The organism is Hydrogenophaga sp. RWCD_12, from assembly GCF_046604225.1.
Classification (GTDB): Bacteria; Pseudomonadota; Gammaproteobacteria; order Burkholderiales; family Burkholderiaceae_C; genus Hydrogenophaga.
Genome location: NZ_JBKIXC010000005.1, coordinates 355,183 through 379,263 on the forward strand (window position 1 = coordinate 355,183; position 24,081 = coordinate 379,263).

A 24,081-nucleotide genomic window follows, 5' to 3' on the forward strand; every position below is an offset into this window, starting at 1 on the left:
CCATGTCCCAAGTACCGCAAATCTCCCTGGACGCCCTCATGGCCGAGGTCGCCGCAGTGATCGTCGAGGCGCTCAACCTCGACGTCAAACCCGAAGAGATCCAGGCCGACGACCCGCTGTATGGCGAAGGCCTGGGGCTGGATTCGATCGACATGCTGGAGATCTCACTCGTGATTTCCAAGCAGTACGGCTTCCAGCTGAAGTCGGACAACGAGAACAACGTCAAGATCTTCGCCTCCTTGCGTTCGCTGTCGGAACACATCGCCAGCCAGCGCACCAAATGAAGCTGATCAGCGGCCACGGACTCGATGATGTCCTGGCCTGGCGCCCCACCGGCCCGGTGCGGGTGCGCGAGTTCCTCGCCGATGCCCACGCGCTGGCCACGGCGCTGCCTGCCGGCGGAGACGTGCTCAATCTCTGCGAAGACCGTTACCACTTTGCTGTTCTGTTCGCAGCCTGCCTGCTGACCGGCAAGGTCAGCCTGCAGCCATCGTCGCACTCGGCCGAGACGCTGCAACGCCTGGCCGTCGACCACCCAGGCTGTTTCGCCGTGATCGACAGCACACTGGACGTGGCTGGCCTGCCCAGCGTGACATTTCCCGATCTGTCCACGCTGAACCGTGCTCCGGTGGATGGCGTGCCGGAGATCGATGAACAACGCGTGGTCGCCATCCTGTTCACCTCCGGTTCGACCGGAATGCCGCAGGCGCAGGCCAAGACCTGGGGCCGTCTGGTGCAGAACGGCCGGGCCGAGGCCGCCGGCCTGGGCCTGGACCGGCAACCGCATGTGCTGGTCGGCACGGTGCCGGTGCAGCACAGCTACGGCTTCGAGTCGACCTTCCTGCTGGCGCTGCACGGCGGCTGCAGTTTCTGGAGCGGCAAGCCCTTCTATCCGCAGGATGTGGTCGATGCGCTGGCCGCGGTACCGCGCCCGCGCATGCTGGTGACCACGCCATACCACCTGTCGGCGCTGCTGGGCTCGGGGCTCGACTGGCCGGCGCTGGACATCTGCCTGTCGGCGACGGCGCCGCTGGGCGCCGAGCTGGCCGCGCGCGTGGAGCAGCACGGCGGCGCGCCGGTGCACGAGATCTATGGCTCGACCGAATCGGGCCAGCTGGCCTGCCGCCGCACCACCGACGGCCCGGCCTGGCAGGTGCTGCCGGGCGTGGTCCTGAGCCAGGAGAACGACACCACCTACGCCAGCAAAGGCCATGTCGAAGGCCGCGTGCCGCTGTCGGACATCATCGAACTGCAGGGCGGCGGCCGCTTCCTGCTGCACGGCCGCCATGCCGACCTGGTCAACATCGCCGGCAAGCGCAGCTCGCTGGCCTACCTCAACCACCAGCTGTGCGCCATCGACGGCGTGCGCGACGGGGCGTTCTTCCTGCCCGACGGCGCCGACGACGACAGCGATGGCATCACCCGGCTGACGGCCTTTGTGGTGGCGCCCGGTGTCGCTTCGAAAGCGCTGCTGTCGGCGCTGCGGCAGCGCATCGACCGCGTGTTCATGCCGCGTCCGCTGGTGTTCGTCGATGCATTGCCGCGCAACAGCACCGGCAAGCTGGTGCGTGCGACGCTGCAGGATTTGTACCGCCAGCACGTGTCCGGTGGAGGCGCACATGGCGGCGCTTGAGCGCGTCTGGCGCGTGCCAGCGGATCACCCCACGTTTGCCGGGCATTTCCCGGGACACCCCATTGTTCCCGGCGTCGTGCTGCTGGACCGGGTGATGCAGCTGGCATTCGAACTGTCCGGTTCGCCTGCCGACGGCTGGCAGGTGAGCCAGACCAAGTTCCTCAGCCCATGCGGCCCTGACGATGAACTGCGGTTCTCGTTGCGCGACGGCGCGCGCGGTGGCCTGGCCTTTTCTGTGCACTGCGGCGACCGCGAAGTCGCCACCGGCAGTCTGCTGCCACCGTCCGCATGAGCCCCGAACGTCGGCCGCCCGATGCCCAGCCCGAGTGGATGCGGCGTCAGGAACGCAGCAACCTCGCCATCCTGCGCCTCATGGTCTGGATCTCGCTGTCCTTCGGACGCCAGGTCGGGCGCATCGTGCTGCATGGCATTGCCGCCTATTTCGTGCTGTTCGCGCCGGCCGCGCGCCGGGCCAGCCGCGACTATCTGCACCGGGTGCTGGGCCGCTGGGCGGGCTGGCGTGACGGTTACCAGCATGTGCTGAGCTTTGCCAGCACGATCCACGACCGCATCTACCTGCTCAACGACCGTTTCGATGTTTTCGACATCGAGGTGCATGGTGGCGAGCAGATGATCGAGGCGGCCAAGACGCAACCCGGTGCGCTGCTGATGGGCGCCCACCTGGGCAGCTTTGAGGTGCTGCGTGCAATGGGGCGGGGCAAGGCCGGTCTCAAGGTCGCGATGATGATGTACGAGCAGAACGCGCGCAAACTCAACGCGACGCTGGCGGCCATCAACCCCAAGGCGATGCAAGATATCATTTCCCTCGGTCAGATGGAGTCGATGCTCGAGGCCCGCGACAAGCTCGACGAGGGTTATCTGGTGGGCATGCTGGCCGACCGCTCGCTCAGCGACGACGCCACCATCGAGGTGAACTTCCTGGGTGCACCGGCGTCTTTCCCTCTGGGGCCCTGGCGCATGGCGGCGATGCTGCGGCGTCCGGTCTATCTGATGGCGGGGCTGTATCTCGGCGGCAATCGCTACGAACTGCATTTCGTGCCGCTGACCGATTTTTCCCAGGTCGAACGCGGTAGCCGTGACGCCGCGATCCGGCAGGCGGTGCAGACTTATGCCGACAGCCTGGCCGCGCTGTGCCATCAGGCTCCGTACAACTGGTTCAACTTCTTCGACTTCTGGCAGAAAAAATGATGCGACGCTTTGTGCTGGCCCTGCTGGGTCTGGGATGGGTGACCGGTGCGCTGGCCGCCTACGACATCGATCAGTTGATGACCGACCTGGCGGCGCAGAAGGGCGGCCGCGCGAAGTTCGTCGAGACGCGCCATGTGGCGCTGCTGGACAAGCCGCTGCAGGCCAGTGGCGAGATGATCTACAGCCCGCCCGACCGGCTGGAGAAACGCACCCTGCTGCCCAAGCCCGAGACCATGGTGCTGGACAAGGACATGCTCAGCCTGGAGCGCGACAAGCGCAAGTTCACCATCAACCTGGCCAACCGCCCCGAGGCGCAGGCGTTCGTCGAGAGCATCCGCAGCACGCTGGCGGGCAACCGCAAGGTGCTGGAGCAGGACTATTCGCTCAAGCTCGAAGGTGAGGCTGCGCGCTGGGTGCTGACCCTGGTGCCCAGCGATCCGACCATTTCCGGCCTGCTCAAACGCATCACCGTCAGCGGGAGCAAGAGCCAGGTGCGGCGCATCGAGTACCTGCAGGTCGATGGCGACCGCTCGGAAATCACCATCGAGCCGATCGAGACTCAATGAAATCGTCGGCGATCCGTGTCTTCCTGATCTGGCTGGCGCTGATGCTGGCCGGCCTGGCGGTGGTCCGCAACAGCCGGTTCACCGCCGACATGTCGTTCTTCCTGCCGACGAACCCGAGTGCCGAACAGCGTGCGCTGGTGGGGCAGCTGCAGGACGGCACCGTCTCGCGCCTGCTGATGGTGTCGGTGGGCGGTGGCGATGTGGCGCAGCGCGCTGCGTTGTCGCGCGAACTGCGCAAGCTCTTGGCGGCACAGAACGATTTCCTGTCGGTGCAGAACGGAGAGGCGGGTGGCCTGGAAGGCGAGCGCGACCGTCTGCTGGCGCACCGCTATGCGCTGAGTCCTGCGGTGAACGCAGAACGGTTCACCGAGGACGGGTTGCGCTCGGCCGTGACCGACACCATCGATCTGCTGTCGTCGCCGGCCGGCATGCTGCTCAAGCCGTTTCTGGCGCGCGACCCGACTGGCGAGGTGATGGCCATCATTGGTCAGCTCAACCCCGGCGTGCAGCCGCAGGTGCGCGGCGGTGTCTGGGCCTCGCGCGATGGCGAGCGCGCCATGCTGCTGCTGCAGACGCGGGTGCTGGGTTCCGACACCGATGGTCAGGCCATCGCGATCGACAAGGTGCATGCCGCGTTCGAACAGGCCCGGACAGCCACCGGCCACACCGCCTTGACCATGGAGCTCTCCGGCCCCGGCCAGTTCGCGGTGCAGTCGCGCGAGACGATCGCGAGCGAAGCCAAGCGCCTGTCGATGATCAGTTCGATCTTGATCTGGCTGGTGCTGTTCTGGATCTACCGCTCGTTCAAGTTGCTGGCGCTGGGCCTGATTCCGGTGCTCAGCGGCACGCTGGCCGGCATCGTGATGGTCAGCCTGGTGCACGGCAATGTGTTTGGTGTCACCGTCGGTTTCGGCTCCGCGCTGATCGGCGAAGCGGTCGACTACGCAATCTACTATTTTGTGCAGGCGGGTCACCAGGGCGTGGACCGCTGGCGCCGGGTGTTCTGGCCCACGATCCGCCTGGGCGTGATGACCACCGTCATCGGTTTTGGTGCGCTGCTGTTCTCCGGCTTTCCCGGCCTCGCCCAGCTGGGCCTGTACGCACTCACGGGGGTGTTGACCGCAGCCCTGGTCACGCGCTTTGTGCTGCCGTCGCTGACCGGGCCGGGCCTGAAGGTGCCGGAACATGGGCGCTGGGTGCACGGATTCATGGCGGTGCTGGGGCAGGCGCACCGCCTGCGCTGGCCCGCGGTGGCGCTGGCGGTGGCGGTGACGGCCTACCTGTGGAGCGCGCGCGCGAGCCTGTGGGATTCCAACCTGTCCGCGCTGTCGTCGGTCACGCCCGCGGAGGCGGCGGCCGACATGCGCATGCGCTCGGACCTGGCCGCGCCCGATGCCCGCTATCTGGTCACGGTGGCTGCGCCCGATGCCGAAGGCGCGCTGCAGGCGGCCGAACGCGCCGGCGAACGCCTGGACGCGCTGGTGGAACAGGGCGTGATCGGCGGCTACGACTCGCCAGCGCGCTTCCTGCCGAGTGCGAAACAGCAGCAGCAGCGCCTGGATAGCCTGCCCGCCGCCGACGAGTTGCGTGCCCGGCTGCAGAAGGCACTGGTTGACGCGCCGCTGTCGGCCTCCAAACTCGAACCGTTCATTGCGGATGTGCAGGCCGCGCGCAGTGCTGGCGTGATGCGCCGCAGCGACCTGGAGGGCAGCGCACTGGCGCTGGCGGTGGACTCGATGCTGCTGCACAGCAAAGACGGCGGCTGGACGGTCATGCTGCCGCTGCGCCCGGCGGCCGACGCGAACGACGCGTCGATTCCTGCACAGAAGCTCGAACAGGCGCTGGCGGGTAGTGGAGCGCTGTTCGTCGATCTGAAGACCGAGTTCGAATCGCTGTACGGTACCTACGTGAGCGAAGCGGCCAAGCTCTCGCTGATGGGCGTGCTGGCGATCGCTGTTCTGCTGGCGGTGTCGCTGCGCTCGGTCAAGCGCCTGGCCCGCGTGTTGTTCACGCTGGCCCTGGCGGTGGGCATCGTCATGTCTGGCCTGCACCTCGCGGGGGTCAAGCTGCACCTGCTGCACCTGGTGGGCCTGCTGCTGATCGTGGCCGTCGGCTCCAACTACGCACTGTTCCTGGACCGTCCGGAAGGCGGCGAACCGCTCGACGCGGGCACGCTGTTGTCGATGGCCGTGGCGACCCTGACCACGGTGATCGGTTTCGGTACCCTGGCCAGCTCCAGCGTGCCGGTGCTGCAGGCGGTCGGCATCACGGTCGGGCCCGGTGCGCTGCTGGCTCTGCTGCTGTCCATGGTTCTGGTGCACCCCAAGCTCCCGGACCGTTCCACAAGGGCCACGGCGTGAATCCGACCGAGCAGCTGATCCAGGGCGGAGACAGTCTGCTGCTGATGCTGCCTGGTGCCCTGATGACGCCGCAGCACATGGTGCAGGCGGGCCTGTTCGCGGAACTCGCTTCGCGAAAGCTCCCGCTCGATTTGGTCGCGCCCGACCTGCACGCCGAAGGCGCCGACAACCGCCTCGCGCTGCGCACCCTAGAGTCCGAATGGCTGGCGCCGGCGCGCCAGCGCTACCGGAAGGTCTGGCTTGGTGGTATCTCGCGCGGCGGCCAGCTGGCGCTGTCGTGCTGGGCCGGGCAGGTGGGGGCAGTCGACGGCCTGTGCCTGCTGGCACCCTATGCGGGCGGCCGCCTGACCACCAACGCCATCGTTCGGGCCGGTGGTTTGAACCAGTGGACGCCAGGCGAAGACCTGAAGACCGACCCCGACGTGCGCCTGTGGCACTGGCTGCAGTCGCCGCCGAAGGCCGTGCCGATGTTCATGGGCTATGGCGATCGCGACCGGTTTGCCGATGGCATGGGCTTGCTTGCGCAACACCTTCCGCAGCCGCGTTGCGAGGTGGTGCCGGGCGACCACGACTGGTCGGCGTGGTTGCCGCTGTGGCGGCAGTTCCTCGATCAGGGTCACTTTTCCGTCCGCGCATGAGCCGCCCCTGGTCACCGTCTCCGGCCCTCAAGGCCTCGGCCGCGCTGCACGCGGGTGCCGCGATCGGCACGGTTGCGGCACCCTCGCTCTGGCCATGGGCCGTCGGCGCACTGGTGGCCAATCACGCAGTGATCACCGTCGCCGGCCTGTTGCCACGGACGACCCTGCTCGGCGCCAACATGACGCGTCTGCCGACCGCCGCGAAGGCCCGTCGCGAAGTGGCGCTGACGATTGACGACGGGCCGGACCCGGACGTCACGCCGCGCGTGCTTGATCTGCTGGATGCCGCGCAGGCGAAGGCGACCTTCTTCTGCATCGGCTGGCGCGCCCGAGAACACCCCGAGCTGTGCCGCGAGATCGTGGCGCGTGGCCACCGCGTCGAGAACCACGGCGACGCGCATTCCAACCTGTTTTCTCTGTTCGGCCCGGGCCGCATGCGGGCCGACATCGCCGCGGCCCAGGCCACGCTGTCGGACATCACCGGACAGGCGCCGCTGTTCTTCCGGCCGACCGCCGGCCTGCGCAACCCCTTTCTGGATCCGGTGCTGGCCAGCCTGGACCTGCAGCTCGCCGCCTGGACCCGCCGCCCCTACGACACGCGCGACGGCCGACCTGAGCAGGTGCTGCAGCGCCTCACGCGCGGTCTCGGCCCCGGTGACATCCTGCTGATGCACGACGGCCATGCGGCACTCGCACCCGATGGCCGGCCGGTGTTGCTGAGTACTTTGCCGGTGTTGCTGGAGACCTTGCGCGCGCAGGGTTTGCGGCCGGTCACCTTGCAGCAGTCCCTGACCTGACTGGGGTGTGCGGCGCCAGACCGATCCCCTACACTGATCCATTCCTCCCGCCATCGAAGCCCACCGTGACCCCGCTTGCGCTTTCCGCTTACACCCTGACCACCTGCCTCGGGCAGGGCATTGCGCCCAACCGCGAAGCCTTGCGGGCCGAGCGTTCGGGGCTTGTCCCCTGTGCCTTCGAGTCCGTGCAGCTCGACACCTGGATCGGCGAAGTGGCGGGCGTCGACCAGCAGCGGCTGCCCGAAGCGCTGTCGCGTTACGACTGCCGCAACAACCGCCTGACCCTGATGGGGCTGGAAGCAGACGGCTTTGCGCAGAGCGTGCGTGAGGCCGCGAATCGTTATGGCGCGGACCGCGTGGGCGTGTTTCTGGGCACCAGCACCGCCGGCATCCTGCAGACCGAGCTGGCCTACCGCCGCCGGGATCCGGACACCGGAGCCTTGCCCGACGACTTTCACTACCGCACCACCCATAACGCCTTTTCGCTGGCCGAGTTCACGCGCGACTACTTCGGGCTGGCTGGCATGGCGATGGCGATTTCCACCGCCTGTTCGTCCAGCGCCAAGGTGTTCGCCGCCGCAGCACGCCAGCTCGCGCTGGGCACAATCGATGCGGCCATCGTCGGTGGCGTCGACACGCTGTGCCTGACCACGCTCTATGGGTTCGCCTCGCTGCAATTGACCTCGAAGAATCCCTGCCGCCCGTACGACGCGACGCGCGACGGCATCTCGATCGGCGAGGGTGCAGCCTTCGCGCTGCTGGAGCGCAACACGGCCCCAGCCGCGGGCACGGTGATGCTCCTGGGCGTGGGTGAGTCGAGCGACGCTTACCACATGTCCTCGCCGCACCCCGAGGGCCTGGGCGCACGCATGGCCATGGAAGCCGCGCTGCGCTCGGCCGGCCTGACCACCGCCGACATGGACTACATCAACCTGCACGGCACCGCCACGCCGGCCAACGACGCGGCCGAAGGCAAGGCGGTGGCCGCGCTGTTCGGTGACCGCGTGCCGGGCAACTCGACCAAGGGCGCGACCGGGCACACCCTGGGTGCTGCCGGCGCGATCGAGGCACTGATCTGCGCGATGGCGCTGACCGATGGCCGCCTGCCCGGCAGCCCAGGCACCGGCGCGCTTGACCCGTCGATACCGATCCGCTACCAGCTGCACGGCGAACGCGCGCCACTGCGCCGCGCGCTGAGCAATTCGTTTGGCTTCGGGGGCAGCAACTGCTCTCTGGTGCTGGGGGTGGCGCAATGAGCACGACTGCCTTGAAGGCCTACGTCACCGGCATCGGCCTGATCGGGCCCGGCTTGCCCGACTGGCCGACCACCGCGGCTGTGCTGCGCGGCGAGCAAGCCCACCTGCCCGCGCCCACGGTGTTGCCCGTGCCCGAGTTGCTGCCGCCCGCCGAACGCCGCCGCGCCAGCCGCGTCATCAAGCTATCGCTGGGCGCGGGCCTCGAAGCCGTGAAGCAGGCGGGCGCCGATGCCTCCACACTGGCCACCGTGTTCGCCGCCTCGGGCGCCGACGGCCACAACTGCCATGCGCTGTGCGAACAGCTGGCGGGGGAGGACCGTCAGATCTCGCCGACCCGCTTCCACAACTCGGTGCACAACGCGGCGGCCGGGTATTGGGGCATTGCGACCCGCAGCATGGCACCGTGCCAGGTGATCGGCGCCTACGACGCCAGCTTTGGCGCCGGCCTGCTGGACGCGCTGGCGCAGGTCGCGGTCGACGGTCAACCAGTGCTGCTGATCGCCTACGACAGCGAATACCCCGCGCCCCTGCACGCCAAGCGCGACACGCCCGACTGCGGCGCCGTGGCGCTGCTGCTCTCGCCGAATCCCGAAGGCTCGATGGGCGCGATCACTGTGGCGCCGACGACCGTTGCTGCCGATCCGCTGGCCGACGCCTCGCTGGAGTCGCTGCGTGGCGCGATCCCGGCCATGCGCGCCTTGCCGCTGCTGCGCCGTGTCGCGCGCGGCGAGGCCGGCGCAGTGGTGCTCGACTACCTCGCGCCGATGCAGCTGGGCGTGGAATGGCGCCCATGCTGAACACCGCCGCGCTGGACCACGGCTGGATCGCCGCCCACATTCCGCACCAGGGCAGCATGTGCCTGCTCGACCGCGTGCTGGAGTGGGACGGGCAGCGCATCGTCTGCGAGGCAGTGAGCCACAACGATCCGGCGAACCCGCTGCGCGACGCCGGCCGGCTGGGCGCAGCGAACGGGGTGGAGTACGCGGCGCAGGCGATGGCCGTGCACGGCGCCTTGCTGGCGCAAAGCGACGCCGCGCCGACCCAGGGCTACCTCACCAGCGTTCGCGGCCTGAGCCTGCACACCGACCGGCTCGACGGCCAGCCCGGCCCGCTGCGGGTGACCGCCGAGCGACAGTCGGGCGATGCGCGCCTGATCCTTTACCAGTTCTCTGTCCACTGCGGCGAACGTTGCCTGCTCGAAGGCCGCGCGTCCGTGGTGCTCGACGCACAGTCCCTTTGAGCCATCCATGAACACCGACACCAAGCGCCGTCGCGCACTCGTCACCGGCGGCAGCGGCGGCATCGGCGCCGCGATCTGCGAGCGCCTCGCCGCCGACGGCCACCACGTCATCGTGCACGCCAACCGTGGCCTGGACAAGGCGCAGGCCCTGGCCGAGAAGATCGTTGCGTCCGGCGGCAGCGCCGAGGCCGTGGCCTTCGACATCACCAACCGTGCGGCCACTGCCGCCGCGCTCGAAGCGCTGGTCGAGGCGGCGCCGATCCAGATCCTGGTCAACAACGCCGGCATCCACGACGACGCCGTGTTCCCTGGCATGACCGGCGAGCAGTGGGATCGGGTGCTCGACGTTTCGCTGGGTGGCTTCTTCAATGTCACCCAGCCGCTGACGATGCCGATGATGCGCACCCGCTGGGGCCGCATCGTCAGCTTGTCCTCGGTCGCAGCGGTCGCGGGCAACCGTGGGCAGGTGAACTACTCGGCCGCCAAGGGCGCGCTGCACGCGGCCAGCAAGTCGCTGGCGCTGGAACTGGCCAGCCGCGGCGTGACCGTCAACGTGGTCGCGCCCGGTCTGATCGCGACCGGCATGATCGAAGGAAGTTTTGACGCCGACGCGGTCAAGCGCATGGTGCCGATGCAGCGTGTCGGTCAGCCGGCCGAAGTGGCCCATCTCGTGGCATTCCTGGCGTCGGACCAGGCGGCCTACATTTCCGGGCAGGTGATTTCGATCAATGGCGCGATGATCTGAGGAGGCGCGTGACGCGATGAAGACCCTTGGCCGATTCCTCCTGGTTTCGGCGCTGCTGACAGCCGGCGCGGTTCACGCGCAGAGCCAGGGCGGCGCAGACGATTCGCTGTCTGCAGCCCGCGCGTGCATGCGGGCCTGGGCACAACATCCGTTCACCGACAACCCGCCGCTGCGCGCGGTGTCCGGATCGGTCCGCGTGATGGGCCGCGGGCCGGCCATCTCCGACCGCACAGTGACCGACTTCCCGGTGCTGGTCGTGGTTCAGCCGGGCGTGAACGTGATGGGCGCGTCCGAGATCGAACTGCTCAACCCCAACGGCTGGTACTGCCTGCGCGCGGCGGTGAACGTCATGGGCGGCATGGACATCAAGCTGCACTGCAACGCCCAACTCGCCTCGGCGACATCCGGCACCACCGTCATGAGCGGCGAAAACGCCGCCAAAGGTGTGTCGGTGATGGGCGCGATCACCGTGCAGCGGGTAGGTTGCGGCAAGAGCTGATCGCCGCCGAGGTGCTCAGCGCCCCATCCGCGGCGCCACCATCGGCACCGTCAGCATGGTGCTCGCCACCGCCATCAGCAGCAGGGCGGTGAAGCTTTCGCTGGTGATGATCTGCTTGTCCAGCAGGATGTTGACGAAGATGATCATGATCAGGGCCTTGGTCTGCAGCAGCCAGCCGATGATGGTCGCTTCGCCTTTGGCCCAGCCGAGCACGCGGCCGGCGATCTGAATCCCGATCAGCTTGCCGACCACCGAAACGACCAGCAGAAGCGCCGCGGCGGCGAAGACTTCGGCGCCGCCAACGGCCCAGTTGGTGCGCAGGCCGGTCGAGAGAAAGAACACTGGCATCATCACCAGCAGCACGTGGTGGCGCAGCTGGTCGAGCTTTTCCTGGTTGAACCAGTGTGCGTCCATGATCGCGCCAGCGAGAAATGCGCCGACCATGAAATGCAGGCCGGACCAGTCGGCGCCGAAGCCGCACAGTGCCAGCCAGATCAGCGCCACATACCAGCGGTCGCGCTCCTGCAGCCAGGCCATCAGGCGGCGGAAGCCCCAGCCCAGCACGATGAAGCCCACGAGGAAGGCGGCCTGCTTGCCGATGCGGGTCCAGTCCATCAGGATCAGCGCCAGCACGCCCCAGATCGCGATGTCGTCCAGGCTGGCGTAGCGCAAGATGCGCTGGCCCAGCGGCTGGCGCAGGATGTCCAGCTTCTCCATCAGCAGGATCAGGATCGGCAGCGCCGTCACGGCGCAGGCCATGCCGATGCCGACGACGAACTGCCAGTCGAGCGCCTTGAGGCCGATCCAGCCCGGGAACTTCAGCATCACCAGCGCGGCGCCGCAGCCCAGCAGCAGCGGCACGCCCAGCGCCAGACCGGCCGTGATGCCGCTTTCGCGCCGGTGTTTCCAGGCCTGGCCGAGGTCGAGCTCGACGCCGGCAATCATCACGAACAGCATCACGGCCCACCAGGCGATGCCATTGAGCGACTGCACCACCGTGGGCGTGAAGACGAACTGGTAGTACTCGGGCGACCACTTGCCCAGCACACCCGGGCCCAGCAGGATGCCCATCAGGATCTGCACCACCACCAGCGGCGCGAAATAGTCGGTGTTGAACACTCTCCAGACCAACCAGGGCAGGCTGAAGATGATCAGCATCGCGATCAGGAAGACTTCGGTCGTGTTCATCGCTGGGTCAGGCGGCGGGAGATCAGCACGGGCAGGCGCAACATGAAGCCCAGGAACAGGCGGGTGTGCATCCAGGTCAGCAGGGTGTTGTCGCGCAGGTATTTGAAGTGCGACACGCCGCCTTCCTCTGCGCTGAGGTAGCGCACCGGCGCATCGATGTTGACCGGCCGAACGCCGGCCCAGCACAGCCGCACCACGGCTTCAGGGTCGAAGTCGAAGCGGCGCATGAAGCGGTTGCCACGCATGATCTTGGCCAGCGGCGCGATCGGGTAGACGCGAAAGCCGTAGAGCGAATCGCCCACGCCCATCCACAGCGTTTCCAGGTTGGCCCAGCCGTTGGACACCTTGCGGCCGTTCACGCGCAGGGCCGGCGCTTCGGGGCCGAACACCGGCTTGCCCAGCACCATGGTGTTGGCGTCCCGCTGCGAGGCGGCCATGAAGGCCGGGATCAGGTCGGCCGGGTGCTGGCCGTCGGAGTCCATGGTCAGCGCATGGGTGAAGCCTTCGCGCGCCGCCCATTCGATGCCTTCAAGCACCGCTGAGCCCTTGCCGCGGTTCTCGGGCAGCACGATCAGGCGCAGGCCCGGATCGCGCTCCGTTTCCTTGCGCAGCAGCTCGTCGGTGCCGTCGGTGCTGCCGTCGACCACGACCCAGACCGGCGTCCATTGGGCGCGCGCCTGACGGACGGTTTCCAGCACGCCCGGGCCCGGGTTGTAGCTCGGGATCAGGACCAGGTGGGTGGTCGATGCAGGGGGGGATCGGTCGGTCATGGTCAGAAAGGGTTGGCCGGTACGCGGACCTCGCGGCGGAAGATGGCTTCCAGTTCGGCGGTGAAGGCGACGTGGTCGGCCGGAGGCGCCAGGCGCGGACCCAGACGGGCGCAGATCACGAGCGGCAACACCGGCGGGCGCAGCAGCGGCCAGGCCTTGCCCAGGTAGGCGGTCGAAAAATCCAGCAGCACGACCTGCACCGGCACACCTGCGCGCCGGGCCACCATGCCCAGCGTGGGCGGGAACGGGTCGACCGGGAAGTTCACCGTGCGGCTGCCCTCGGGGAACAGCACCAGGTGGCCGCCTTCCTGCAGCGCGTCGCACCCGCGGGCGATGATCTGCAGGATGCCGTCATTGCGCACATAGCGGGCGAGGCGGGCGGCCGAGCCGAACAGCGGGTTGTCCATCAGGCTGGCCTTCATCACGCAGACCGCATTGGGCAGGCGCGAGACCAGGATCACCGCGTCTAGGAGTGAGGGGTGGTTGGCCGCGATGATCATCGGCCCTTCGTGGCGCAACTGCTCGATGGCCCGAAAGTCGAAGCGGCATCCGCACACCGCTTCCAGCAGCCGCAGATAGATGCGGAAACCAAAGCTGATCGTTTCCCGGCCCCAGCGCTGGCCCAGGGTGCGCGGCAACAGCGGGTGCAGCAGCATCGCAAACGGCAACCAAAACAGGCACAGCGCCGCCAGCGAACCCAGACCGATGTGCATCGCCAGGCGTTGGTACTGGGCCCACAGCGGGCCGCGCGCGCGCCCCTGGTCAGTCATTGACCAGCACGCGCTCGGCCGACTCCCCCAGGATCCAGGAGACCGCGACGCCACCTGCGACATAGTTGCGCGTGCGCACCAGCGGGCTGTCGGCGAAGGTCGCGCCACGCAGGCTGTCGTAACGAAGGAAAGCGCCAACCCAGGTCTTGTCGTACCGTTTGGAGACGCCCAGGACGTACTGCATGCCCGCGAAGCCGCCCTTGGCCTGGTAGGCCGGGCGATTCACTGTCGCGTTGGCGCTGTCGACCCCGTAGAAGTACTGGTGCTGCTTGCCGTCGCCAAGCAAGGGGCCAAGCTGCATGCCGGCGTTCCAGCCGGTGAGGCCGGGAATGCCGCCGAAATCGACGTTGAACTTGGGGTGGAACACCCAGCCGATGCTCCTGGGGCTGCGCTCAAGGGTGAAAGCGGCGCGCAAGGGCAACAGCAGCTTCAGTTCCTGGCGCCGGTTGTCCGACTCCCACAGCGTGAGGTTCACCTGTGGTCCGACTTCGAAGTTGGCGCGCAGGTCGGGCATGCCCTCGCGCACCTTGATGTCCCTGCTGTAGGCCGGCGGCGACAAGGCGCCAGAGACGGTGACTTTCACCCGGTCGGCGTCGAACAGCTGGGCCCGCACGCCGTCTTTGTCCGCCTTGAGAAACTCGCCGCGGTACACGAAGTACGGCGTGGGCAAGACGAAGGCCTGTCGCTGGTCGGAGCCGCGGTAGGCCGGAAAGCTCACGGTGGCCACGCCCATACCGGCTTCCCACAGGGGCTTCTCTTCGGCGGCGCTGGCCGCGAAGCTTGCGCAGCCTGCGAGCAGCGCCAGCGCCAGGCGGCACAGGGCCGGAAACGGTTGCTGCGCCATGGAGCGCCTCCTCATGCGTTGTACACGGCGGGGTCGTCCACCTTGCGGATGTTGAAACGGCGCTTCTGCCAGGCCATGAAGGCGCGCTTGGGCTGGGCGATGTTGGCGACGTAGTACATCGTCTTGAACACCAGGATCGAGCGCCAGATCGGGGTCTTGCCGAACACGTCCCCGGCCAGCACCGAGAGGATGGCCTCCTTGACGCGCAGTACGTTCTTCGGCCCCATCAGGAAGTCGCGCATGATCGGATTGGTCACGCGGTAGATGAACCACGAGAACTCCTTGGGGCCGTGGCGCATCACGCGGTCGAAGTTCCTGAGGGCGGCGCTGGCCTTGGCCGGGTTGCGCAGGCAGGTATCGATGGCGTCGGCACCGACCACGGCGCTGTTCATCGCCAGCCAGACACCCGATGAGAACACCGGGTCGATGAAGGCGTAAGCGTCGCCCAGCATCAGGTAGTCCTTGCCGTGGTTGCGCTCTGAGACGTAGGAGAAATTGCCGGTGGCCTCGGTCGGGCTGGTCTGCGTGGCCTTCATCAGGCGTTCTGCCAGCGGTGGGCAGGTCGCGATGTTGTCCATCATGAATTCCTGCAGGCTGCGCGTGCCCTTGGATTTCATGTGGTACGGCCAGGTGACCATGCCGATGCTGGTGGTGCCGTTGGTCAGCGGGATGAACCAGAACCAGCCGTGCGCGAACCAGAAGATGCGGATGTTGCCTTCTTCGGCGCCTTCGCCGCGCGTCGCACCGTCGAAGTGGGCGTAGATCGCCGAGCTGTTGTGGCGCGGGTTGCGGTGCTTGATGCGAAAGCGGGTGGACAGGAAGGTGTCGCGGCCCGACGCGTCGACCACGAAGCGGGCTTTCCATTGCCGGGTCTGGCCGTCTTCGTCCTGTGCGGTGACGCTGGCACCGCCTTCGGGCAGGAACTCGACGCCGGTGACCTTCACGCCTTCGAGCGCGGTGGCACCCTTGTCGCGCGCATGGCGGAACAGGATCTGGTCGAAATCGGCGCGCCGCACCTGGTAGGCGTAGGGCATGGACTTGTCCCAGGCCTCGGCGAAGGAAAACGCCTGCGAGCGGCCGTGTTCCATCGAGACGAACTCGGCGCCGGGCTTGTGCATGCCGATGGCCTTGATCTCGTCGGCGATGCCCATCTTTTCAAACAGGGGCAGGTTGGCCGGCAGCAGCGATTCACCGATGTGAAAGCGCGGGTGGTGGGCCTTTTCGAGCATCACCACCTGGTGCCCCTTTTCGGCCAGAAGGGCGGAGACGGTGGCGCCGGCCGGGCCTCCACCAATGACAAGAACGTCGCAGGAGGAGCCTGCTTTTTCCAGGGCCGTGGTATTCATGGGCGGGACTCAGGGGCAATGCAGAAAGCCGTCCGGCGGGTGCCGGCGGCATCCCGTGATCATAGTGCGTCGACCTCAGGCCACCATCTCGGGAAGCATCCGTTCGGGGGAGGCAGCGCCGGGTGCCGGGCTCAGGGCCGCCAGCAGGCGCCCGAGTTCGCCGGCGTCCAGTTCCGGATGGTCGTCCAGGGCGCGCGCAAGGATCTCGGCCGCCAAACCGGTCAGGCGCGCGTGCGATTCGCGGATGCGTGCCGCAAAGCCGGCGGTGTCCAGGGTGTCGTTGAGGCTGCGGTTGAGTTCGGCGAACCAGGGCAGTTCGGCCTGGTCGAGCATCACGGCAGGGTTGCGCTTTTTGCTGACGGCGGACCACTGGCGCAGGAAATCCTGCACCGCGACGTTGAGCGCCTGGCATTGCGCCAGCTCGGTGCGCAGGGCCGCCAGCGACGACAGGTCGGCCAGCCGGTCGTGGAACACGAACTGCGCCAGCACGCCCCAGTAATAGGTGTAGTCCCAGATCACCTTGACCGGCAGCACCTCGGGGTCGCCGAAGATGGCGTACTGGTCCTGGTAGAGCGCCATGGTGCTTTCGTAGAACGAATGCAGCAGCTGGTCGAACACTTGCGTGCGGGCGCCCAGCCGCTCACCCCGGCGGTCCAGGCTGACCAGTTCGGTGATGTAGGTGTTGCTGATGGCGATGAAATCGCTGCCTGGCGAATAGAAAGGGTCGAGGAACAGGCCGGCCTCGCCCGTGAGCGCCCAGCGGTCGGCCGAATACACCTGCTTGCAGCCGTAGGAGAAGCGCTTGAAGAAGGCGAAGTCCTGCAGCAGGTGGCGTTTGCCGTCCAGGTCGTCGAACAGCAGCGGCTGGTAGGTCTTGAACCAGTCCATGGCCTTCTCGAAGGTGTCCATGGTGTCCAGCGGGTGGATCGCCGGGTCGGCCACGATGCCGACCGAGTGCGAGCCCGATGACAGGGGAATCAGCCAGACCCAGTAGCCCTTGCCGACCAGGTGGTTGGTCGAGAGCCAGCGCGCCTGCGGGTCGCAGCGTTCGCGCCATTCGGCGTTGTCGGTCCAGCGGTCGATCTCGATGCGGTCCTTGATGCGGAACCAGATCGCGTGCGCCGGGTGGTTGTTCAGCTCGGCCAGGCCCAGCTTGCGTTTGATCAGGCCGGCCCGGCCGCAGGCGTCGACCACCCAGCGGGCCGAGACACTGCGGGCCTCGCCCTGGTGGGTGTAGCCGATGCGGTGCAGGGCGGCGGCGTTGGACGAGGACTCGGCCAGGTCGATCTGGCGCACCACCGAGCCTTCGATCACCTCGATGCCACGGCGACGCGCCTCTTCGACCAGGAAGTTCTCGAAGATGCCGCGGTCGATCTGGTAGCTGGGCACCGAAAGGTGGCGGCTGGCGCCGATCTCGGTCACCTGGTCCAGGTCGCGCCGGCCTTCTGAAAAGAAGAACCGGAACCCGAACTTGCGCAGGTGCCGCTCGCGCAGATGTTCACCCAGCCCGATCACCTTGTCGAAGTAGTGCGCACCGACCTCGACGGTGGACTCGCCGACCTTGTGTGCCGCCTCGGGGGCTGGCTCGGAGCGGCGCTCCAGCACCAGCACATCGATGTCCGGCTCGCGCCGCTTGAGCTGCATCGCCAGGGTCAGGCCAGCCAGGCCGCCGCCCAGGATCACGACATCGCGAGGTGTTGCTTGGGAGTCCATCCGGGAAGTATCGCCGCAATCCATCGCTGGATCAGGTATTTCCCGGTGACCAGGTGTTCAGCCGGCGAGGCTCAACCGCAACGCCTGGAAGGGCGACAGCGGCCAGGCCAGCGATGCTGGCCGCTGCGCGGCGAGGGCTTCGAAGAGGGGCAGCGCGGGCGCCATGGCGTTGTCCTGCAGGGTGCGTGCGGCCCCGGTGGAAAGTGCCGGGATGGCACAGGTCAATGGTTCCAGCATCCAGTCCAGCCGTGTCAGGCTGTGCGGGCCGGGCTGTGGGGCCACCACCAGGGCGACCGCGAGCGAGCCGCGGCTCGCGGTGGTGTGGGTCAGGGCGCCAGGCGCTGCGGTGTCGTAGGCGACGAAGAGCACGGGCCGCTGCTCGGTTTCGCACTGGACCAGTGCCTCCATCAGCCCCTGGGCAAAGCTGTGCTGCGCGCCGCTGACAGCGGTGTTGGCCTGGTGGTTGCGGTGAAACTGGCTCCAGACGCCGGCTGGCGCGTTGTGGATCGAGTGCAGGAAGCGGGTCGGCGAGACCTGGGTCGGTGTGTGCACCAGCGTGCGACAGAGCTCTTCGATCACGGGCAGGTCGCCGTGCGCCGACGCGAACACAGCCTGCAGCGCGCCGGCCGGGCGGCCACTGGCGCGCACCGCTTCTTCGGCTGCCGCCAGCGACAGCGTCACCGTGAGTGGTGCCCGGCGGCGTTCGGCCATCGGCAACCGGTGCTGCACGGGCATCGGGTGGGGTGGTTCGGCGGCGCGTTCACCGCGGAGAACGGCGCTGGCCACTGGCCAGCCAGGCAGGGTGGGTGCCCAGAGGGAGATGCCTTCGATGTGGGCGCGGAAGCTCGTGGTGCTCATGCCGCATCCTCCGTGCGCCCGAACACCAGCACCGCATTGCTGCCGCCAAAGGCAAAGGCATGGCTCACGACATGTTGCACGACCTGCTGCCGGGGCCCGGTCAGCAGGAATCCATGCATTCCGGCGGCGACCTCGCCGGTGTGGGTGGTACCGGGCAGCAAGCCATCCTCCAGCGCCAGCAGGCTGAAGACGGCGCCCAGCACGCCGGCCGCACCGAGTGTGTGTCCGGTCATGCCCTTGGTCGAGCTGGCCGGGGTACCGGGCGCGAACCGGCGCTGCAACAGCTGTGCTTCGACTTCGTCGTTGCGCGGCGTGGCCGTGCCATGCAGGTGCACGTAGCCGATGTCGGCGCTGGTCAGTCCGGCCCGCGAAAGCGCCTGGTCCAGGGCAGCCTCGGCACCGGCGCCATCCGGGTCGGGCGCTGAGAGGTGGTGGGCGTCGCTCGACTCGCCGTGGCCCAGCAGCCGCAGTCCACCGGGCACGTTCTCCAGCAGGGCAAACCCGGCGGCTTCGCCGATGCTGATGCCCTGGCGCCGGGCGTCGAACGGGCGGCAGGGCTCGGGCGAGACCAGTTGCATCGCGTGGAAGCCGAACAGCACGCTGCCGCACAGGCTGTCGACGCCGCCGACCACGGCCGCGTCGGCCAGCCCCAGCCGGATCAGGCGTTCGGCCGCGGCAAAGGCCTTGGCGCTGGACGAGCAGGCGGTGGAGATCGTGAGGACAGGACCCTGCAGGCCCAGGGCCTCCTGCACGAAGCCGGTGAGCGAATGCAAGGTGTGCAACGCGGGGTTGTCCGGCTGCGGCGGGAACACACCGGTGGCGTCGAACGTGCGGCACGCGTCTTCGGTGGCGCCGACACTGGCGGTCGACGTGCCCAGCACCAGGGCGATGCGGCTGGCGCCATGGCGGCCCACGGCCGCAGCGACCCGACCGGCAAAACCGTCGGCCAGCAGCCCGCGCCAGGCCAGGCGGTTGTTGCGGCAATCCCAGTGGCTCCAGCGCGCAGGAAGGGGCTGCTCCAGCCCGGCCACGCGGCCGACCCAGGTGGTCAGCGGTTCGGCCAGCGGGCCGACGCCAAAATCGTGCGTACCCAGCGGGGTCAGGCCGCTTCGGCCGACGGCGATGGCCTCGCGCATCGCCTGCAGACCGTCGCCGAGCGCTGAAACCGCCGTGTAGGCGCTGACGCGCAGGGAAATCGGTGTCACAGATTCAAAAACGGGTGGTGTTTCAAGGCTGGCGGATTGTAGGAAGGCCGGGAAGGCCCCGGGGGCGGCCGGTAAAATTGACCGCTTTCCGCACGAGACTCCCTCCGATGACCCCACCTGTTCCAGACGCCGACGAAAGCCTTCCGGGACCGGCGTGGTGGCGGGTGCTGATCGTCGCGCTGGTGGCGGTGGTCTGGGCGCTGGCCTCGCACCACGCCAGTTCCAGCGAGAACCCGCCCGCCTGGGGGGCGGTCCTGGCGCTGACACCGGCCAGCATCGCGCTGGCGCTGGCACTCTGGCGCCTGCCGCGGCGCTGGATGGGTGTGGGGGCGATCGCGCTGCAGGCGGGGCTGTTGCTGGCCGGGTGGCCCTGGCTGCAGACGCAGGCGGCGCTGCTGTTCCTGGTGGAGCAATTGGGTGTCTATATTCTTCTGGCGCTGTTCTTCGGCCGCTCCCTCAAAGGCCCGGGTGAGTCGCTGGTGACGCAGATGGCGCGCCGCGTGCATGGCGGTGTGCTGTCTCCCGCCCAGCTGCGCTACACCCGCCAGGTCACCCTGGCCTGGACGCTGTTCTTCCTCGGCATCGCCCTGGTGTCGCTGCTGCTGTTCCTGCTGGTCCCGGTGGCCATCTGGTCGACTTTTGCCAACCTGCTGGCTGGGCCGCTGATCGGTCTGATGTTCGTCGCCGAGTTCCTGTGCCGCCGCCTTGTGCTGGCCGGCGAGGACCAGACCACCATCGCCGACGCCGTCCGCGCCTGGAAAGCCCACAACGCGAGCAACGCCCACAAGGCACCCTGATACCCCCGATGTTCATCCACCTGCGCCTGCACACCGAGTTCTCTGTCGTCGACGGCACCAACCGCATCGACGATGCCGTCGAAGCCGCGGCCAGCGACGGCCAGCCCGCGCTGGCGATCACCGACCTGAACAATCTGTTTGGCGCGGTCAAGTTCTACAAGGCCGCGCGCGGTGCGGGCGTCAAGCCGGTGCTGGGGGCCGAGGTCATGCTGGCCGGCTTCAACGACGAGACGCCCGGCGCCATGCCGGGCAGCCACCAGCCGGCGCTGCCGCGCGTGATCCTGCTGGTGCAGGACAAGCAGGGCTACCTGAATCTGAGCGAGCTGCTGGCCCGCGCCTGGACCCGGGCCGATGGCCGCGCCGGCGCGGTGATCCAGCGCGACTGGCTCGACGAACTCAACGGTGGCCTGCTGATGTTGTCGGGCGCACAGGCCGGCCCGGTCGGGCAGGCGCTGATGGCTGGCGACGCCAACAAGGCGGCCGATGTTGCGCTGCAGCTGGCTGGCCTGTTCACCCACCGCTTCTACATCGAGCTGCAGCGTGCCGGTCGGCCCGACGACGAGCGCCATGTGGTCGCTGCGGTGCAGCTGGCGGCGCGCCTGCACCTGCCGGTGGTGGCGACGCATCCGGTGCAGTTTCTGGCCGAAGACGACTACGAAGCGCACGAGGCGCGGGTCTGCATTGCCGAGGGCGAGATACTGGCCAACAACCGGCGCGTGCGCCGCTTCACGCGCGAGCAATACTTCAAGTCGTCGGCGCAGATGGCGGCGCTGTTCGCCGACATTCCCTCGGCCGTGGCCAACACGCTGGAAATTGCCAAGCGCTGCAACCTGACCCTGGTGCTGGGCAAGCCGCAACTGCCCAACTTCCCGATCCCACCGGTGAATGGCGTGGTGATGTCGGTGGAAGAGTACTTCCGCCACGTCTCGCACGAAGGGCTGGAAGGGCGCCTCAAGCACCTGTTCCCCGACGAAGTCAAACGCGATGCCGAGCGCCCGCGTTATGTCGAGCGGCTGGAGTTTGAGCTGAACACCATCCTGAAGATGGGGTTCCCGGGCTACTTCCTGATCGTGTCGGACTTCATCAAGTGGGCCAAGGAAAACGGTTGCCCGGTGGGACCGGGCCGGGGCTCCGGCGCCGGCTCGCTGGTGGCCTACGCGCTGCTGATCACCGATCTGGACCCGCTGCAATACAACCTGCTGTTCGAGCGCTTCCTGAACCCGGAACGCGTCTCGATGCCCGACTTCGACATCGACTTCTGCCAGTCCAACCGCGACCGGGTGATTGACTACGTGAAGGACCGCTACGGCAAGGATGCGGTGAGCCAGATCGCGACCTTCGGCACCATGGCCGCGCGCGCCGCGATCCGCGACGTGGGCCGCGTGCTCGACTTCTCCTACGGCTTCTGCGATGGCATCTCCAAGCTCATCCCCAACAAGCCGGGCATGAGCGTGACGCTGCAGTACCCGCCGGTGCCCAAGAAAGAGGGCGACAAGAACAACTACGCCATCGAGATGGAGCCCATCCTGGCGGAGCGCATCGAGAAGGAAGAGGACGTCAAGACCCTGATCGAGCTGGCGCAGAAGCTCGAAGGCATGACCCGCAACATCGGCATGCACGCCGGCGGCGTGCTGATCGCGCCGGGCAAGCTGACCGACTTCTGCCCGCTGTACATGCAGCCGGGCAGCGATTCCGCGGTGAGCCAGTACGACAAGGACGACGTCGAAGCCATCGGCCTGGTGAAGTTCGACTTTCTGGGGCTGGCGACGCTGACCATCCTGGAGATCGCGCGCGAGTTCATCATGAAGCGCCACAAGGGCCAGGAGAACTTCGACTTCGCCAACGTGCCGCTGGACGATCCCAAGGTCTATGCGCTGTTCTCCAAGGGCATGACCGAGGCCGTGTTCCAGTTTGAAAGCCGCGGCATGCAGGGCATGCTGCGCGATGCCAAGCCCTCGCGGCTGGAAGACCTGATCGCCCTGAACGCGCTCTACCGCCCAGGCCCGATGGACCTGATCCCCAGCTTCGTGGCGCGCAAGCACGGCCGCGAGGTGGTCGAGTACCCGCACCCGCTGGTCGAGCCCGTGCTGGCCGAGACCTACGGGATCATGGTGTACCAGGAGCAGGTGATGCAGACCGCCCAGGTGCTGGGCGGCTACTCGCTGGGCGGCGCCGACATGCTGCGCCGCGCGATGGGCAAGAAGAAGGCCGAGGAGATGGCCGAACACCGCGCCATCTTCCGCGCCGGGGCCGCCAAGAAGGACATCAGCGAGGCCAAGGCCGACGAGGTGTTCGACCTGATGGAGAAGTTCGCGGGCTACGGCTTCAACAAGTCGCACGCGGCCGCTTACTCGCTGCTGGCGTACCACACCGGCTGGCTCAAGGTCCACTACACGGCCGAGTTCTTCTGCGCCAACATGACCGTGGAAATGGACGACACCGACAAGCTCAAGGTGTTGTGGGAGGACGCGCGCAAGATGGGCATGGCCTTCGAGCCGCCCGACGTGAACCGCGGCGGCTACCGCTTCGAACCGGTGACCGACAAGCTGATCCGCTACGGGCTGGGCGCGGTCAAGGGCACCGGTCAGCAGGCGATTGAAGCCATCGTGGCGGCGCGCGAAGGCCGCGGCGAAGGCCCCAACGGCGACGAAAAAGGTCCGTTCACCAGCCTGTTCAACTTCTGCCTGCGGGTCGATCGGCAGCGCATCAACAAGCGCACGGTCGAGGCGCTGGTCAAGGCCGGCGCCTTCGATGCGCTCAACCTCAACCGCGCCGAGCTGCTGGCCTCGGTCGACGTGGCCTTCGAATACGCGTCCGCCACGCAGGCCAACGCCAACCAGGGCGGCCTGTTCGACATGCTGGGCGGCGACGACCACGGCTCCAGCACGCAGGAACCCGCCTACGAAGCGACCACGCCCTGGGGCGTCAAGGAACGCCTGACCTACGAAAAGACGGCCATCGGTTTCTATTTCTCCGGCCACCTGTTCGACGAGGTCGAGCGCGAGGTCCGGCGGTTCGCGCGCACGCCGCTGGCCGAGGTGAAGGAAAGCCGCGACCCGGTGATCCTCTCGGGCATCGTGTCCGACTTCCGGGTCATCAACGGCCAGCGCGGCAAGCTGGCCTTCTTCAAGCTCGACGACAAGAGCGGCGTGCTCGAGGTCAGCGCCGACGAGAACCTGATCAATCTCTACCGCAACCTGCTCAAGGACGACGAGCTGGTGATCGTGCAGGCGACGGTGCAGCCCGACCGCTTCTCCGGCGGCCTGCGGCTGAAGATCCAGCAGATCTGGGACCTGGCTGCCGCACGCTGCCGTTTTGGCAAGTACCTGCGGGTCGCGGTCAACGGCCAGGCGCCGGCGATTGCCCAGCTGGTGCGCGAATTCCCGCCCAGGCGCGAGGTCACTGACCAGGGCGAACTGGTGCGCGGACTGCCGGTGCGCCTGGCGGTCCAGCGCGAAGGTGCGCAGTGCGAGTTGCACCTGGATGACCGTGCGCTGTTCTTCCCGACCGACGCGGCGCTGGCCAGCTGGATGGCGCAGGCGCATGACCGACGGGCCGAAATCGTGTTCGACTGAGCTCTTCAGGGGTTGGCGCACTGTTCGGAAGAACCGACAAACGTCAACCCTGTCACGTCGGCGGGAAGCTGC

23 protein-coding genes are annotated in these 24,081 nt (G+C 67.7%); 15 read left to right on the top strand and 8 right to left on the bottom strand.

Features of this window, described 5'->3' with window-relative positions; translation table 11 throughout:
* Positions 1 to 2: 2 nt before the first annotated feature.
* The 13 genes from ACLIJ1_RS20270 (at position 3) to ACLIJ1_RS20330 (ending at position 10,943) form a co-directional block, all read left to right on the top strand.
* A complete protein-coding gene (locus ACLIJ1_RS20270; RefSeq protein WP_411367367.1) occupies positions 3 to 284 on the top strand; it encodes a phosphopantetheine-binding protein in 282 nt (93 codons plus the stop codon).
* Positions 281 to 1,633, top strand: a complete 1,353-nt coding sequence (locus ACLIJ1_RS20275) for an AMP-binding protein (protein ID WP_411367368.1) — start codon at positions 281 to 283, stop codon at positions 1,631 to 1,633. Before ACLIJ1_RS20270 ends, ACLIJ1_RS20275 begins: the two co-directional genes overlap by 4 nt.
* A complete protein-coding gene (locus ACLIJ1_RS20280) occupies positions 1,620 to 1,925 on the top strand; it encodes a 3-hydroxyacyl-ACP dehydratase FabZ family protein (RefSeq protein ID WP_411367369.1) in 306 nt (101 codons plus the stop codon). The genes ACLIJ1_RS20275 and ACLIJ1_RS20280 overlap by 14 nt, the downstream gene beginning before the upstream one ends.
* Complete coding sequence (locus tag ACLIJ1_RS20285) at positions 1,922 to 2,842, top strand: acyl-CoA synthetase (RefSeq protein ID WP_411367370.1); 921 nt, start codon at positions 1,922 to 1,924, stop codon at positions 2,840 to 2,842. The genes ACLIJ1_RS20280 and ACLIJ1_RS20285 overlap by 4 nt, the downstream gene beginning before the upstream one ends.
* Positions 2,842 to 3,408 (top strand): LolA-related protein, encoded by a 567-nt coding sequence (locus tag ACLIJ1_RS20290; RefSeq protein WP_411367371.1) that lies wholly within the window; start codon positions 2,842 to 2,844, stop codon positions 3,406 to 3,408. Before ACLIJ1_RS20285 ends, ACLIJ1_RS20290 begins: the two co-directional genes overlap by 1 nt.
* Positions 3,405 to 5,768 (top strand): MMPL family transporter, encoded by a 2,364-nt coding sequence (locus ACLIJ1_RS20295; RefSeq protein WP_411367372.1) that lies wholly within the window; start codon positions 3,405 to 3,407, stop codon positions 5,766 to 5,768. The genes ACLIJ1_RS20290 and ACLIJ1_RS20295 overlap by 4 nt, the downstream gene beginning before the upstream one ends.
* Positions 5,765 to 6,406: a hypothetical protein gene (locus ACLIJ1_RS20300; RefSeq protein WP_411367373.1), complete on the top strand. Its 642-nt coding sequence runs from the start codon at positions 5,765 to 5,767 to the stop codon at positions 6,404 to 6,406. Before ACLIJ1_RS20295 ends, ACLIJ1_RS20300 begins: the two co-directional genes overlap by 4 nt.
* Complete coding sequence (locus ACLIJ1_RS20305) at positions 6,403 to 7,203, top strand: polysaccharide deacetylase family protein (protein ID WP_411367374.1); 801 nt, start codon at positions 6,403 to 6,405, stop codon at positions 7,201 to 7,203. The genes ACLIJ1_RS20300 and ACLIJ1_RS20305 overlap by 4 nt, the downstream gene beginning before the upstream one ends.
* Positions 7,204 to 7,268: 65 nt before the next feature.
* Positions 7,269 to 8,459: a beta-ketoacyl-[acyl-carrier-protein] synthase family protein gene (locus tag ACLIJ1_RS20310; protein ID WP_411367375.1), complete on the top strand. Its 1,191-nt coding sequence runs from the start codon at positions 7,269 to 7,271 to the stop codon at positions 8,457 to 8,459.
* Positions 8,456 to 9,256 (top strand): beta-ketoacyl synthase chain length factor, encoded by an 801-nt coding sequence (locus ACLIJ1_RS20315; RefSeq protein WP_411367376.1) that lies wholly within the window; start codon positions 8,456 to 8,458, stop codon positions 9,254 to 9,256. Before ACLIJ1_RS20310 ends, ACLIJ1_RS20315 begins: the two co-directional genes overlap by 4 nt.
* Positions 9,241 to 9,699: a 3-hydroxylacyl-ACP dehydratase gene (locus ACLIJ1_RS20320; RefSeq protein ID WP_411367377.1), complete on the top strand. Its 459-nt coding sequence runs from the start codon at positions 9,241 to 9,243 to the stop codon at positions 9,697 to 9,699. Before ACLIJ1_RS20315 ends, ACLIJ1_RS20320 begins: the two co-directional genes overlap by 16 nt.
* A 7-nt stretch (positions 9,700 to 9,706) precedes the next feature.
* Positions 9,707 to 10,444, top strand: a complete 738-nt coding sequence (gene fabG, locus ACLIJ1_RS20325; RefSeq protein ID WP_411367378.1) for a 3-oxoacyl-ACP reductase FabG — start codon at positions 9,707 to 9,709, stop codon at positions 10,442 to 10,444.
* 16 nt (positions 10,445 to 10,460) lie between these two features.
* A complete protein-coding gene (locus ACLIJ1_RS20330) occupies positions 10,461 to 10,943 on the top strand; it encodes a hypothetical protein (protein ID WP_411367379.1) in 483 nt (160 codons plus the stop codon).
* Positions 10,944 to 10,958: 15 nt separating this feature from the next.
* On the opposite strand, the gene ACLIJ1_RS20335 is transcribed toward ACLIJ1_RS20330, so the two are convergent.
* The 8 genes from ACLIJ1_RS20335 to ACLIJ1_RS20370 form a co-directional block, all read right to left on the bottom strand.
* Entirely contained in the window at positions 10,959 to 12,131 is a 1,173-nt protein-coding gene (locus ACLIJ1_RS20335; RefSeq protein WP_411367380.1) for a cation:proton antiporter, read from the bottom strand.
* Complete coding sequence (locus tag ACLIJ1_RS20340) at positions 12,128 to 12,901, bottom strand: glycosyltransferase family 2 protein (protein WP_411367381.1); 774 nt, start codon at positions 12,899 to 12,901, stop codon at positions 12,128 to 12,130. Before ACLIJ1_RS20340 ends, ACLIJ1_RS20335 begins: the two co-directional genes overlap by 4 nt.
* Before the next feature lie 2 nt (positions 12,902 to 12,903).
* Positions 12,904 to 13,671 carry a lysophospholipid acyltransferase family protein gene (locus ACLIJ1_RS20345; RefSeq protein WP_411367382.1) on the bottom strand — a complete coding sequence of 256 codons (768 nt, stop codon included), beginning with the start codon at positions 13,669 to 13,671 and terminating at the stop codon, positions 12,904 to 12,906.
* The gene (locus ACLIJ1_RS20350; RefSeq protein WP_411367383.1) at positions 13,664 to 14,515 is read right to left on the bottom strand and encodes a MipA/OmpV family protein; all 852 of its coding nucleotides are present in this window, start codon (positions 14,513 to 14,515) and stop codon (positions 13,664 to 13,666) included. Before ACLIJ1_RS20350 ends, ACLIJ1_RS20345 begins: the two co-directional genes overlap by 8 nt.
* Positions 14,516 to 14,526: 11 nt before the next feature.
* The gene (locus tag ACLIJ1_RS20355) at positions 14,527 to 15,861 is read right to left on the bottom strand and encodes an NAD(P)/FAD-dependent oxidoreductase (protein ID WP_411367384.1); all 1,335 of its coding nucleotides are present in this window, start codon (positions 15,859 to 15,861) and stop codon (positions 14,527 to 14,529) included.
* Between the two features lie 75 nt (positions 15,862 to 15,936).
* Entirely contained in the window at positions 15,937 to 17,574 is a 1,638-nt protein-coding gene (locus ACLIJ1_RS20360; RefSeq protein WP_411367385.1) for an NAD(P)/FAD-dependent oxidoreductase, read from the bottom strand.
* 57 nt (positions 17,575 to 17,631) lie between these two features.
* Positions 17,632 to 18,432 carry a beta-ketoacyl synthase chain length factor gene (locus ACLIJ1_RS20365; RefSeq protein WP_411367386.1) on the bottom strand — a complete coding sequence of 267 codons (801 nt, stop codon included), beginning with the start codon at positions 18,430 to 18,432 and terminating at the stop codon, positions 17,632 to 17,634.
* On the bottom strand, positions 18,429 to 19,637 hold the full coding sequence (locus ACLIJ1_RS20370; RefSeq protein WP_411367387.1) for a beta-ketoacyl-ACP synthase: 1,209 nt from the start codon (positions 19,635 to 19,637) through the stop codon (positions 18,429 to 18,431). Before ACLIJ1_RS20370 ends, ACLIJ1_RS20365 begins: the two co-directional genes overlap by 4 nt.
* Positions 19,638 to 19,744: 107 nt before the next feature.
* Between ACLIJ1_RS20370 and ACLIJ1_RS20375 the strand changes: the two genes are divergently transcribed.
* Both ACLIJ1_RS20375 and dnaE read left to right on the top strand, forming a co-directional pair.
* The gene (locus ACLIJ1_RS20375; protein ID WP_411367388.1) at positions 19,745 to 20,434 is read left to right on the top strand and encodes a hypothetical protein; all 690 of its coding nucleotides are present in this window, start codon (positions 19,745 to 19,747) and stop codon (positions 20,432 to 20,434) included.
* Positions 20,435 to 20,442: 8 nt separating this feature from the next.
* Positions 20,443 to 24,009, top strand: coding sequence for a DNA polymerase III subunit alpha (dnaE, locus tag ACLIJ1_RS20380; protein ID WP_411367389.1), 3,567 nt, complete (start codon positions 20,443 to 20,445; stop codon positions 24,007 to 24,009).
* Positions 24,010 to 24,081 lie beyond the last annotated feature (72 nt).

Excerpts from the sequence above, each read along its gene's own strand:
- ACLIJ1_RS20270 (WP_411367367.1), top strand. The coding sequence starts at position 3 with ATGTCCCAAGTACCGCAAATCTCCCTGGACGCCCTCATGGCCGAGGTC.
- ACLIJ1_RS20275 (WP_411367368.1), top strand. The coding sequence starts at position 281 with ATGAAGCTGATCAGCGGCCACGGACTCGATGATGTCCTGGCCTGGCGC.
- ACLIJ1_RS20280 (WP_411367369.1), top strand. The coding sequence starts at position 1,620 with ATGGCGGCGCTTGAGCGCGTCTGGCGCGTGCCAGCGGATCACCCCACG.
- ACLIJ1_RS20285 (WP_411367370.1), top strand. The coding sequence starts at position 1,922 with ATGAGCCCCGAACGTCGGCCGCCCGATGCCCAGCCCGAGTGGATGCGG.
- ACLIJ1_RS20290 (WP_411367371.1), top strand. The coding sequence starts at position 2,842 with ATGCGACGCTTTGTGCTGGCCCTGCTGGGTCTGGGATGGGTGACCGGT.
- ACLIJ1_RS20295 (WP_411367372.1), top strand. The coding sequence starts at position 3,405 with ATGAAATCGTCGGCGATCCGTGTCTTCCTGATCTGGCTGGCGCTGATG.
- ACLIJ1_RS20305 (WP_411367374.1), top strand. The coding sequence starts at position 6,403 with ATGAGCCGCCCCTGGTCACCGTCTCCGGCCCTCAAGGCCTCGGCCGCG.
- ACLIJ1_RS20315 (WP_411367376.1), top strand. The coding sequence starts at position 8,456 with ATGAGCACGACTGCCTTGAAGGCCTACGTCACCGGCATCGGCCTGATC.
- ACLIJ1_RS20320 (WP_411367377.1), top strand. The coding sequence starts at position 9,241 with ATGGCGCCCATGCTGAACACCGCCGCGCTGGACCACGGCTGGATCGCC.
- fabG (WP_411367378.1), top strand. The coding sequence starts at position 9,707 with ATGAACACCGACACCAAGCGCCGTCGCGCACTCGTCACCGGCGGCAGC.
- ACLIJ1_RS20330 (WP_411367379.1), top strand. The coding sequence starts at position 10,461 with ATGAAGACCCTTGGCCGATTCCTCCTGGTTTCGGCGCTGCTGACAGCC.
- ACLIJ1_RS20335 (WP_411367380.1), bottom strand. The coding sequence starts at position 12,131 with ATGAACACGACCGAAGTCTTCCTGATCGCGATGCTGATCATCTTCAGC.
- ACLIJ1_RS20340 (WP_411367381.1), bottom strand. The coding sequence starts at position 12,901 with ATGACCGACCGATCCCCCCCTGCATCGACCACCCACCTGGTCCTGATC.
- ACLIJ1_RS20345 (WP_411367382.1), bottom strand. The coding sequence starts at position 13,671 with ATGACTGACCAGGGGCGCGCGCGCGGCCCGCTGTGGGCCCAGTACCAA.
- ACLIJ1_RS20350 (WP_411367383.1), bottom strand. The coding sequence starts at position 14,515 with ATGGCGCAGCAACCGTTTCCGGCCCTGTGCCGCCTGGCGCTGGCGCTG.
- ACLIJ1_RS20355 (WP_411367384.1), bottom strand. The coding sequence starts at position 15,861 with ATGAATACCACGGCCCTGGAAAAAGCAGGCTCCTCCTGCGACGTTCTT.
- ACLIJ1_RS20360 (WP_411367385.1), bottom strand. The coding sequence starts at position 17,574 with ATGGACTCCCAAGCAACACCTCGCGATGTCGTGATCCTGGGCGGCGGC.
- ACLIJ1_RS20365 (WP_411367386.1), bottom strand. The coding sequence starts at position 18,432 with ATGAGCACCACGAGCTTCCGCGCCCACATCGAAGGCATCTCCCTCTGG.
- ACLIJ1_RS20375 (WP_411367388.1), top strand. The coding sequence starts at position 19,745 with ATGACCCCACCTGTTCCAGACGCCGACGAAAGCCTTCCGGGACCGGCG.
- dnaE (WP_411367389.1), top strand. The coding sequence starts at position 20,443 with ATGTTCATCCACCTGCGCCTGCACACCGAGTTCTCTGTCGTCGACGGC.